Annotated in this window: 4 protein-coding genes; 2 read left to right on the top strand and 2 right to left on the bottom strand. The window is 46.8% G+C overall.

The features are described 5' to 3' along the window. The first annotated feature begins 282 nt into the window (after positions 1-282). Together QT984_RS08295 and QT984_RS08290 are read left to right on the top strand one after the other, a co-directional pair. Positions 283-2,841, top strand: a complete 2,559-nt coding sequence (locus QT984_RS08295; protein ID WP_333373785.1) for a zinc metalloprotease HtpX — start codon at positions 283-285, stop codon at positions 2,839-2,841. Positions 2,842-3,935: 1,094 nt separating this feature from the next. Then, a complete protein-coding gene (locus tag QT984_RS08290) occupies positions 3,936-4,502 on the top strand; it encodes an RNA-binding protein (protein ID WP_333209082.1) in 567 nt (188 codons plus the stop codon). A 286-nt stretch (positions 4,503-4,788) separates the two neighbouring features. On the opposite strand, the gene QT984_RS08285 is transcribed toward QT984_RS08290, so the two are convergent. Together QT984_RS08285 and QT984_RS08280 are read right to left on the bottom strand one after the other, a co-directional pair. Next, positions 4,789-5,796: a tellurite resistance TerB family protein gene (locus QT984_RS08285; protein WP_333373781.1), complete on the bottom strand. Its 1,008-nt coding sequence runs from the start codon at positions 5,794-5,796 to the stop codon at positions 4,789-4,791. A 308-nt stretch (positions 5,797-6,104) separates the two neighbouring features. Continuing rightward, complete coding sequence (locus QT984_RS08280) at positions 6,105-12,731, bottom strand: CHAT domain-containing protein (protein WP_445243024.1); 6,627 nt, start codon at positions 12,729-12,731, stop codon at positions 6,105-6,107. Between the last annotated feature and the right edge of the window lie 413 nt (positions 12,732-13,144).

Raw genomic sequence — 13,144 nt, 5'->3', positions numbered from 1 at the left:
TTCAATTTTAGCATCAAAAAATAGAGATTAAAACCTGGCGATTGAAATCGCTTCTTGTCAAACAAAGTCCGCGCAACGCGAGACTAAAAGAGCAAGGAAGTATTTAACCACAAATTGGCATAATTCTTCAGTCCTCTTGTAGAGGACTTTAGCTTTGAGGCAGGGGTTTAAACCCCTGTCGGATCGTGGCGATCGCGCAATATCTCAGAAACAAATAATTTTAGTGAAATTATTTAAGTACCTGGCGGCAAAAGTTGCAACTAATGACAGCAAAATAGAGCTGTGTTAGAACAGTTATCGATCGACCACCCAAGCTATCTTAGAAAGGACGCGATCGCCAGCACTGTAATGGTATCTCCACCTAATTCAAATCAATCGGGTTCATCTGCAAAACAGTCTCTAGAGGCTGGGTTAGCTGCTTTGAAAGCGCGGGATTACGATCGGGCGATCGCCCTTTTAGAATCCGTTACCCAAACCGCAGCTAATCAGCCGTCGGGAATCCGCGCGCAGATGGGGTTAGTGGGTGCGTACAAAGCAACCGGTAATCTGAAAAAGGCGATCGCCCTGTGCTCTTCCCTCGCCACAAGTCCCAACCCTCAAGTCAAAACTTGGGCCGATCGCGCTTTAAAAGAATTAACCCCCCCTCCCCCCCCAAAACCACCGGAAAATAAACCAAAATCCGCAGAAACTCTCCCCGAAACAGGCTTTGTCGCCTTTGATGCCGGAACAAAATCGCCGAAAAAAACGATTGGGGGCGATCTACCGACCGCAGATAAAAAAACAGGATTTTTACCTTTAGAGCCGATTGCCGCGCCTGTAAACGCCAAATCGCAACCGATTTCCCCGCCACCTCCACCCCCCACAAGCCAGACTTCTGAACCGGAAAACTCGACCGAAACCGCACCCGAAACCGCAGAAATTAGCGGCGAAAATAGTTCCGCTTCCCCAACAGATATTCCCGGAGTCGCCAGCCCAGATATTACCACTTACCAACTCACTTGGCGCGACACCGGGCGCGCCAAAAGCCCGCGCCCGCTCAAACCGCTGAAGTTGCTGGAGTTTCGGATACAAGCCGTTGCAAGTGCGATCGCCCTATTTTTCCTAGCCCGGTTTATCCTGCAATTCCTGCTGACAAACACTAATTCTCTGTTGGTTCAGCTTTACATATTCACTAGACTGCCTATTTTCGCGCCGATTCAGCTTTTTTACCGCGATCCAACTCCGTTTGTTCAGATGGTTTTTGGATTGCTTTTGGCCTCGTCTCCCTGGCTGATAGACTCGCTGCTAAAACTGTTTTGCGGCATCGAAACCCTGCGCGGGTCAGTTTTATCCAAGCACAGCAAGGAAGCTAGTCGGGTACTGCGAAGTTATTGTACCAAGCAAAATATGCCGGTGCCGGTGTTGAAACTCTTGCCGCTGAATGTTCCTGTAGCTTTCAGTTACGGCGGTTTGCCCCGTTTTGCTCGGATTGCTGTGAGTCGCGGGCTGTTGGAACAATTGACGGATGATGAAATTGCCACGATTTTCGCGCGGGAGTTGGCCCATATCTCTCACTGGGATTTTGCGCCGATGTCGCTGGCGCTGCTGGTGATTCAGATTCCTTACTTGATTTATTGGCAGGTGGCGCACTGGCAAGAGCGGTTGTGTGATTTAATGACGATCGAGTTTTTGCGTTCTGCTGTTAAATTTGTGGCCGCTGCAATTTCTGCTACGAGTTACGGGATTTATAAGTTGTTGCGCTGGCCGATGTTGTGGCTGTCGCGCCGCAGAGTGTATTTTAGCGATCGCACTGCTGCGGAAATTACGGGCAATCCTAACGGTTTGACGCGGGCAGTGGCTAAAATTGCGATCGGCATTGCTGATAATATCGAACAGCAAAAACAAACTAGCTTTTTCCTGGAAAGTTTCGATCTATTGTTACCTGTAGGCGTTGGACAAGCTGTAACCCTTGGTTCTGCTGCATTACACGCGCCGCTAGAACAGATTTTGCTGTGGGATGTCAGCAATCGGGAGCGCAATTGGTTGACGGTTAACCGCGCGCATCCTTTGCTGGGAGAGCGTTTGAAGCTGTTGGCTCTTTATGCTCAATTCTGGCAACTGGAGACAGAGTTAGATTTGGCAAACGCGGGAGTGCAAGAACAACCCAGGAAAGGAAAATTGTCTCTGTTTAAGTCAATAGTCGAATTTAAAGATTCAAAACTATTTTTACAGGGTGCGCCGTTTTTTGGAATTCCGATGAGTTTGGCGATAGTCGGGGTGCTTTGGCTGATTGGGGGGATTTTTTCGAGGACGAGTATTTGGCAGTTGGATTGGCTTTGGGGCGATCGATCGATTATTTGGGGCTGTTTGCCGATCGGATTTAGCATCGGTACTTTGATGCGGATCAATTATTTCTTCCCGGATATTACACCGCGAGAAACCGCTTCGCCGAGTTTGCCGGAAATTTTGTCAAATCCCGATAGTTTGCCGCTGGATGCTGAACCGGTGCGGCTGGAAGGCCTACTTTTGGGTCGATCGGGTATGAGTAATTGGCTGGGACAAGATTTGATTTTGCAAACGGCGACGGGTTTGGTGAGGTTGCACTATGTTTCGAGGTTTGGCTACATTGGCTCTTTGTGGCCATTTTTGTTCAAAGAGACTACTCGCCCTAGCGATTTGATCGGAACATCTGTGGTGGCGACTGGTTGGCTGCGCCGGGGTGCTACTGTGGCGATCGACCTTGAAAGTCTCCGCAGTCAAGGAGGGAGGGTTAGTGACAGCGGACATCCGATTTGGTCTGCGATTTTGGCCTTTGCTGCTGCTTTTTGGGGCGCATACATTATTATCCAGGGGCCAAGGTGAGACGATTTTGGATTTTAGATTTTGGATTTTAGATTGAAGAATGGGAAATGACTTACTGCATAAGGGTTTCGAGGTTGCCTACAATTGCATTTTTTACAGGTATGAGGAATAGTTATCAGATTGCCGCACTCGATCGCGCACAACGCGCAGCCCCAGATGAGTTTTGAGTTAAACAGGGGATGGGCGATCGGATTCTGGAGTTGCTCCCTACGCACCCTACAGTCTATCCGTTACATCCGTTACATCCGTTACATCCCGTACATTGCTCGTTGCCGAACTTCCTTCGTAAAGAAAAGTTGCTTTTTTGCCAGCGGTCTGTTACATTAGTTTACATAAATTGGATTGAATCAAACAGCGCGATAACTTCAGTTGGCTAAAATCCCTTAAGGCATTGCGTAAAAATTGTCAACATCCCAACACAGCAAGTACAGCCAGCCGCTTGTCGGCTGTTTTTTTTCGATCGCTATTTTTGCTGTGCGGGATGAATTCTCAAAAGTGATTCAGATGTGGTTTCCGTTAAATACAGACTGAAATCTTCCTAAATAACTAGCTCTGTTACCAAGGCTGTGATACCTTTAAAGAATGCTCGGACTCTGCCGGGCCGGATTTAAGGGATAGTGGGTAAATGAGTAGTTCTCAGCATTAGGAGCGAGATTAGGAACGAGGTAAGATTACTGGCTGAAAAAATGTTAGCCATTTTATCCATCACTGTATTAAACTGAATACTGGCATTCCGATCGCTTACAATTGACATCCTTGGACATAAATTTCTAGACGGCGCTGGCTATAAACATTCTGAATCAAAACCGGAAGCAAGTAATACAGAATAGCCAATAGCCTAAACATTTGAGTGATGACTAAAAGTTTACACAACAACCTGAGATTTAAAAGCTCTCTGCATCGGCGGTTAAGTTCCGGCCTTATCAGAGTAAATCATCTTTTTGTTCTAAAAGGTGGGGGGAGCTGTCAAGGTTGGTGGGAGGAATGCGCCAATTCTCCGGTTATGTGGTGTTTGCCTGAAGTCAATATTCAGTTGACTTCAGGTAATTCTGTTCGAGCAAATTAATTAAAATCCAAGTCGGGAGGAATTTTTCATGTCTATTCGTCTTTATGTTGGCAATCTACCCAAGGAACTCGATCGCCAAGAATTGCAAGAAGTTTTTGCACCGGAGGGCGAATCTGTTACCACCAAGGTAATTACAGACCGCAAAACTGGAAAATGCCGAGGATTTGGTTTTGTGACGGTGCTAACCGACGAACAAGCCGACCAAGTTATTGAGAAATACAATGGCTTGATGTTCAAAGAAAACCCGCTGAAAATAGAGAAGGCATTACCCCGCTCTAAGGGTAAATCTGAGAAGGGCGAAGACGATCAGCAGCAGTCGCCCCAGTCACCACAGTTGGTGTCGGCATCGGCGTCTGTTCCAATGCCTGTGCCTGCGCCCCAGCAACAGCAGCGCTCGTCAGCTCCCCCTAGCCAAGGTGGAGGCGCCTCCAGCAAAAGCAATCGCCGTCGGGGTGACAACAACAAGTCTCGCCGCAATCAGTCAGCAGCAACGGTGTCGAGCCCTGATTCCGGCTCGGTGCAGCCAGATCCGCGCTGGGCGAGTGCTTTGGAAGAACTCAAGCAAAGATTGGTGGAAGCTCAGACTACTAATTAGTCGAAAATGGCGGCTAATTGCTGCTACCTCTCGACTTTGGTTGACTGAATGTATCTGGAAGTGCGATCGAGAATCGGTCAAAAAACCCTGTTGTCGATCGCACTATTTTATTGCAAAAAAACCTGTAATATCATGTCCTATCAATTACCATTAATATGGTAGGGGCGGGTTCACCAACAATACCCGCCAATAATTGACAATCTCAAAAACCCGCCCCGGCCGGGTTCTTACGGTCAATCGATCGCACCAGTCCCAATTCTTTAATCGAAAAAGGTATAAGTCCTCTTTATTCGATCGGCCCAAATTCAATTGTCTCAATAAACTCAAAAATCTTGTTCATAATTCCCTCAACTTCAGACTCCAGGGAACCCAATTCATCCCCCTCCTGATAAATGCGCTGACAGCTTACCGTGTAGCAAAAATCGTCAGCAATAAAAGCCATAAGTCCCCGGTAAGCATCCAACCGAGTCAGAGGGCGATCGTTTTCTTGCACGCTGATAGTTGCACCCCCAGGCAAATCTAAAACCACGAAATAAGCTTCTTCATCTTCTAAATATTCTGCGTGGAGTAACTTAGAATTGGCAACATTAGCAAGAATTGCCTGAGAAACAAAATTGTCGAGAAAAGACTTGAGATAACCTTCCTCGCCAACCGACTCGATTGTTTCTTCCACTTCACCAACAACAGGGAAATAATCAATTTTCAGCAAAACGCCAAAGTCATCTGAAAATGCGACACAGCTTTCTTGATCATCAATTTTACCGCCTCGTTCCTCATCAACGGGAATGGGAACGCTAAAATTGCCTTCAGGAGATACGTACCATGCCGCATCGAAATCAGACTCTTCGCCCTCTACTTCCGAGTAAGCAGCAATTACATCCTCAATAATTTCTGCAGCTTCCTCGTCTTCCACACCTAATGCTTGCTGGAATTCCTGAAGAAAAGCCTGGTGCTTCTGAGCTATTTCGCCATCTGCGACAAACATTGCTGCGGTTATGGCAAAAGTATCCAATACTAACTCATCGGGCATGGATTGCCAAGCAGTATTAAATAATGCTCCTAAACCGTCTTGGGCAACAATACCGGCGAGTCTTTGAAACATTGCTGACATATCATCTTCCGAGTATTCAGCAAATATTTCTGATTCCCAAAGTATGCTTTCTAAGATATCAGCATCCGTATCAGGGGAATTTGCCTCCGCTGCCACAAGTGCTACCGCTGCTACGGATTCTTCTAAAGTCAAGCTTGCTTCGGATTGGTCTTCTGAATTGAATATTTTATCAAACTTGCCCACAGGTTTTGCCCCGCTAGTGTTGAGTTTTGCTATTCATAGCCAATTTATGACATAAAAAGATAGTAGTCAATCGATTTTAGATTTTAGATTTTAGATTTTAGATTTTAGAATTGACTTGCGCGAGATAAATACGTTCGGCAAGTTTCATCGGGTACAGGTTTTTTATTTCTGGACGGATGAATCACGTGGCGGGTATCCTGGATGCGGGAATTGTCAGGGATACTCTGGACGCCGGACACGGCGTAGTGCTTCCCTACAGATATCGCACCCGACACGGCGCTGTGCCGTTTCCCTACAGATATCGCCTATTACCAGGGACTGCCAATTATTGTGAATCCGGCCCAAAACGTCGGGTGTGAGAAATCTGCATTTGGTACTTGCGCCGATTGGGTAAGGTCGATCGCGCCTTCAGTCCCCCGCAATTGACCGTTTTTAATTAAAATTTGTTTGTGGATCATTGCCAGTTGAGCTTTTCTGAGCGCTTCAGCTTTAATGTTTTCCGATCGCAAATTGCCGTAAAACTCGGTCATCAACGCCAAAGTGCCGATATCATTAACTTTCCACAAACTCGCTAGCGCTGATTTTACACCACTGCGGACGGCCAGTCCAGCAAATCCCATTTCTGCTGTATTGTCCCCGATCGCAGTTTCGCACGCACTCAGCACTAATAATTCTACTTGTCGGCGATCGTACCACTTCGCCAACCTAAATTCATCTAGCGCCAAAGAGCTGTCCCACAAATCAATCTCAGCTTCTTTTTTTCCATTTTCGCCTTGAGGAAAACTGGCGTGAGTAGCTAAGTGAACGATTCCAAATTCCTGTTGTTCTCGCTGTTTTCTCAGGTTTTGCAGGGTAAATTCTTGATTGAGAAAAGAGCGACCTTGCCACAAGGGAAATCCTGCTGGATTTTGCGTTTCTGTTCTCCTCCCGGCGATCGCAGATAATTCGATCGGCACTGCTGGCAAACGCTCTTTCTTGGTGTGTGGAAACTCTGAAGCACCCATTGCTAAAACTTCGGCATTCAGCAAACTTTGATAATTGGTGTTAGTCAAGCTGATGCTGGGAATTGAACCTAGACTGTATTTTTCTATTAAAAATTGGTTGCCATCGTGTAAAGCTGCTATGGGCAATTGGCGCAAACCGGCATCAAATGCAAAAATGAGAGTGTCGATATTTAATGATTCTAAATTTTGAGAAATCGGTGCAACTAACCATTTGTAAAGTTCCTGGGCGCTTGGCAAATATCTTGTATCTTGCGAACCCCAAGGATTCCCTAAATATTCCTGCAAATATTTCACATTTTTCTTTAATTCTATTATTGTGGCAAGGGCGACTTTTTTGATAATTGGAGGGCCATCTGGAACTACTAAAATTAGCCACAAGTCTCGGATACCTGCCACAACGTAAACAATTACAGCTTGCTTCCCGGTTTCTTCCTTAATTGTTTTGAGAGTTTCTCTTAGATATTGAACGTTGATTTTTTTATCCGTGAAATTTTCCCCATAATAATTTTCGTAGTCTTGTTCAAAGAGTTGGTCAATTAAAGCAACAGCATCGTTAGCATTGCCTTGTTCTAAAGTTTGTTCTACGAGCAACCTGCTAATTGGTGAGGGAAAGAGATTTGGGATATCTGCGGGTGGGGGATTTTCTGCGATCGGAGTTGCTACGGGTGCTGGAGTTGGTTCGGGAGTTGGGGCGGGTGCTGGAATTGTTGCGGGAATTGGAGTTGGTGGCGGCGCTGGAGTTGGTGCGGGAATTGGTGCGGGCGCTGGAGTAATACTCGGTGAATCTTGAACTGGCGCTGTATTTATTGCAGCTATTCTCTCCCAAAGATCAGAAAGATTGACATCAAAGGGTTCAGAATTAGCAATCGGTAAACTAGGAGTTTGCACAATTATTTCCGGCGGAGTTTCTGCGACTGAAACAGTTAAATTGTCAGTAGATGTCTGTGTGGAAATTAGGTTATTTGCTTCGGCTCCCGCAATCGTGTTAACTGACGGGGAGTAAGGAAGTTCTAGGGAGATAATTGTTTCATTGTTACGCTTCCAATCTAATTCGGTATTTCCCGTTTCAGCATTTTGGTCGATCGAGGTTTGTGCTCCCAATAAATCGCCAATTAAAAAAGCTAACTCCTGTTGCGGAGTTTGGCTTGGGCTGACAGCGGGCGCGGGTACGATCGCACTTGTAGGTGCGGGTACGATCGCACTTGTAGGTGGTGGCTGAATCTGAGTTACAGGCTGGGTTAGAGAGGCAAGAGGGGCTGTGGGCGCGGGATTTGGCGCGTTTGAAGGTTGAGGGGCGATCGCAGGTTGAGCGCCGAGGGAGGAGTTGATTTGGGAAACAGAGGGAAGGGTAGGCCTCGAAGCTAGGCGGGCAGCAGCGTTTGGGGTTGTGGGTGTTGAGGGCTGGGTGGGGCGCGCGCGGGGTGGCAGTAGGAATAAACCGGGCAATTCAGGTAGTTGGAAGTTGAGGGGAAAACCAGTTATCGGATCGGGTGTTGCCGAAGGTGCGATCGAAGTTTCGGGTGTTGCCGAAGGTTCGATAAATATTTGGGGAATTGGGAAAGGTGCGATCGAGCTTTCGGGTGTTGGGGCAGGTGCGATCGAGTTTTCGGGTGTTGCCAAAGGTGCGAGGGGTAAACGCGGTGGGAGTTGCGGTGAGGGCGTGGCTGCGGGCGCTGGAGTCGGTGTTGGGGAAGGGGCTGGAGTAGCTGCGGCTGTGGGTGCGGGCGTGGGAGTAGCTGCGAGTGTCGGTGCGGGCGTGGGAGTAGCTGCGAGTGTCGGTGCGGGCGTGGGAGTAGCTGCGGGTGTCGGTGCGGGCGTGGGAGTAGCTGCGAGTGTCGGTGCGGGCGTGGGAGTAGCTGTGGCTGTGGGTGCGGGTGTTGGAGTAGCTGCGGGTGTCGGTGCAACTATTGGCGGCGGTACGGAAATAATTTGAATGCGATCACCATCCTGTCTGTGAGTATAAAGATAGGAATTATCCCGCAAAATTGTTTGAATAGGATTAGAATTTCCCCTAGTAATTGCACCCGCAGTTCCATTTGTGGCAGAATCACCGACAATAAACGGCGTTAATCCTGCGCCTCCGTGGCGGATAATTATAGTACCGCCGCTGCTATCTCCAGGACTTCCAGCCGTAGAAATGCTAGCATTGATGCCGTTGCTGTCTGTGAAGGAATTGAGCGATCGAAAAAACCTTCCCATCAGAATCTCGACATTGCCTCCCGTCCCCTTGCCGAGACTACTTTGAGCGTTAATTTGACTCACCGTAATATCGCCCGTAGCACTGCGGTTATAAGCCGTGACATTCCCTGCATTCCCCTGCGCCGAAGAGTCAATTTTACCAACAGTAATACTTCCGGTAGCGTCGAGCAATATACTGCCGCCATCACCAGCAGACGAGGTATTGATATCGCCCGCAGTAATATTAGTTCCAGCATTCAGATCGATATTGCCGCCATTGTTAGGGGAAGTCGCATCAAGATTTTTAGTTGTGATTTCTCCGTTCTCACTAAACAAAGAAATTCCGGCGGGTGAGGTGATATTTTGGGCGGTAATATTATTCGTAGTAATAATGTTAATTGCAGCGGAACTTTCGGGGATATCATCTTGAATATTGACGCTGTTGAGGGGAGTAACACTGCCCACAGCACCGCCAAAATCAACACTTCCGGCATCGGGTTGAACAGTCAGACTGTAAGGCCCGTCAACAGTAGACTGAAAAGTAATATCGCCAGTCTCTAAAATTTTGACCGACAGGTTATCACCTAATGTTACCGGAGCGTTAAAAGTAATGTTATTGCGGTTGGTTTCGATATTTCCCTTAGCAGTAATAGAGTCATTTGCCTTGACATCAATATTGCCACCAGTCACAGTAATACTGGGAGCGAAAGTGCGGGAATTAATATCAGATGTCGAAACTGTTCCGCCAGCATTTATGGTGATATCTCCGCCCTTGCCATTTGCCGCAGCGGTAATAATTGGGCCGGCAGTTGTGTCGATATTACCGCCGCTTTGAATGCGAAGATTACCGCTATTGGCGTTGAAGCCGCTTAATAAGAGAGCGCTACCAATTCCTGCTGTACTGATGTTGGTTCCAGCTTCGAGGGAAATATTGCCGCCGTTGTTGCCGCCGATCGCATTGATGATTCCTGCCGTAGTGTCGATCGCCCCGCCGCTTTTAAACGTGATTGAGCCGCCGTCTTGATTGCCGATCGCCCGGATGTCGCTGGTAGTAATATTTCCCCCAGCATTTAGATTAACATTGCCGCCTATATTAGTTTTAAGATCGGGAGATGAACCGTCATAACTTGTCAATAGCTGGCCTGTAGTAATATTGCCGTTGCTATTAGTAAAGTTAAGATTTCCACCCTGTATTCCCGATACTAATACATTGCCTATATTAATGTCACCGCTGGTAGTAGATAAAGTAACATTGCTACCGTTGCCGTTACTAGAAGTACCCGCGATCGCGGTTCCTGTTGTCGGTGTTGTGATGCCGGTGCTGGCTTGAAGAGTGATATTTCCAGCAGCGCGATCGCCCGTGACATTAAGCGTTCCGGTATTTATGGAACCGACAGTGCTCGTAAGTGCGATCGGGCCGCCGTTTTGATTCGCTGTTACAGTGAGATTGCCAGTCGTAATATTGCGATCGGCACTCAAAGTAATTGACCCACCATTTTCCGGTAGAAAAATCGTATCATTTCCTGAATCCTGAGAGCTGGTGGCATTTAATTTTCCTGTAGTGATGCTGCCATTCGTGCTAGTAAAATTAACAATCCCGCCTTGCAATTTACCATAGTTTAATACGTTACCTGTTATAATATTTCCACTGGTAGAGATAGTAATATTGCCGCCCTTCTTACCGCTGTCTGAAGTATTAGTGAGGTCGCCAAGCTGGATATTGCCGTTTACGCTTGTAATATTAATATTTGCACCATCTGCTGTAGATTCATCTAGACTATCTGCACCTATATAACCTACGTTAATGTTACCCTTTGCCTGTAACGTTACAGAACCAGGAATGCTGGATAAAGCGCTATTTCCAGTGGTTATATGTACTCCGCTTGGAGGAAAAATAATAGCTCCCTGTTCGCTGATGATGGTAACATTACCACTACTACCAGTAGGTACTGTATTAGGAACTCCTCCTGCAAAACTCTCTATACAATTGTTAGAGGAGGTACAGTCTAAAGTGATATCGTTTTTTGCTTTGAGAGTAATGTCACCCGCTCCGCTAGGTGCGAAAGAAGCTATACTTTCTCTAAGAGTAAAGCTGCCACCGGCATTAACAGTAATATCACCGCCCTTGCCATTCACAGCGGTGGCTATAGCCCGAAGTGCTCCTGTTGAAATATTTCCTCCGGCAGTCAAAGATATAGAACCAGCATCGCCCCCAAAATTATCTGCGTTAATGTTTCCTGTTTGAATGCTGCCTGCCGCTTGCAAAGTTATAGGGCCAGTTTGACCAGTTCTTGGGAACAAATTCGGATCGGGAAACGTATCAATTTTTCCTACTACTTGAATGTCACCACCCGATCGCAAAATTACCGATCGCGAACTTCCCAATATAAATTCATCTGTACCGGGAGAAGCATTAGCCAAATTTGCATCTGGACTCGTAATTACGATATCTCCATTAAAAGTAATATTTCCTGTACCAGAAGTTGTATCTACCTTGATAGATGCACCCGTGTAACCCCCAGAAATATAATCACCATCTTGTATAAATGGAGGATCGTACAGACTAATAAAATTCGCAGGTTTACCGGATAAATCAACAATCGATGTGTTATTTCCGCTCCTAAAGTGAGAATCTGTAGATATCATGCCATCACTCACTAAAGTCAGATTTCCGCCACTGACAAATGGCGTTTGCGAAAGATGATTCAGCGCCAAAAGATCGATACTTTGATTTCCCTGAATGTAGAGATTTCCGCCAGCATTCGCCACAAACGGATTTGCCACACTATCGCGCACCCGCACAGTATCGCCAGCCAGCAAATTCAAATCACCCGTTGTACGCAATTGACTTTCAACTAATGTCAAATTGCGATTAGCTGACAGCGTTGCAGTCTCCGCAGTTACTTCTTTAGCAGCGACATCTCCATTCTCTACCTGCAAACCAGAACCAGTTAATTCTATTTGCCCTCCAGCGTTGACAGTCACCCCCGTTGCACTTCCCCCGCCACCCGTCAACAACTGCGGCAAAGATGCAACCGGCAACACCCAATTTTGAGGCAAACTCCCCGCGACAGATTGCGGCTGAATCTCCAAACTCAACAGATTTCCCGGTTGACTAATTCTGACTAAACTCTCACCCGGTACAGCCGCAACAGTAATATTTCCTCCCGGTGCAGAAAGTTGTCCCGTACTCAAAACCGTGCCACCCAATAAAGTTAAATTTTGCCCTTGTCCCACAGCCAAATTGCCTAAATTGATAATTCCCCCCGGCTGTGTATTTGTAAAAGCAAAAGTATTAGGATTTCCGACTAATTGAGTATAATTATTAGTACCAGCCACACTAAACCAGTTATTGCTAAAACCGATGCCCGTCGCAGTAGTCGAGGTGAAAGCAGCAGGCACATTCAAACTGGCATTTGTGCCGAAAACAATCCCCGCCGGATTCATTAAAAATAAATTGGAATTGCCGCCCGTTATTTGAATTAATCCGTTAATCAACGAAGCATCGCCGCCGACAACTCGCCCTAAAATATTGCGGATATTAGGATTTGATATAAAATTGGCAGTTTGCCCTTGAGTTAAACCGAATTCTTGGAAACTGTGAAAGAGATTTGCACCGTCGCCGGATTGTTGGCCGCCGTTGATGTTGAATTGGTTGCCGCTGGGAGTAATTTGAGTATTCGTGCCGTCGGTTGCGGGGGTAATTTGGGCTGTGGCTGTTTGGGATGCGGGGAAAAGTCCTATTTCCCACATTGTTAAGGTGGTGAAGGAGAGGAAGGTGAGGAAAAAGCGGGGTTTTTTGTGTGTGGATTTCATGGTGTTTTTAATATATGTTATGATGAGCGTCAATTCACCTACCAATAAATTACAATATCACAATCCCGTAGGGGCGGGTTCACCGAAATATATGACACCCAACGACGGATATTAAAAACCCGCCCCCACCCCACCCAAATATTAATAATTTATTGAATTTAACCCGGTGGCGGGGATGTTGTTTGGGGTTATTGGTTGGGTGGGGGCGGGTTTATAAAAATTGTTGGTGGGTGACAAAATCCCTGGCGAACCCGCCCCTACGAATTTTGGTTGTTTGGGGTTATTGGTTGGGTGGGGGCGGGTTTTTACAGATGATTTGTGGGTGACAAAATTAGTCGCGAACCCGCCCC

It is taken from the genome of Microcoleus sp. Z1_B2, from assembly GCF_036700325.1.
In the GTDB taxonomy this organism is placed as follows: Bacteria; Cyanobacteriota; Cyanobacteriia; order Cyanobacteriales; family Microcoleaceae; genus Microcoleus.
This window is presented reverse-complemented; position numbering and strand designations above follow the sequence as displayed.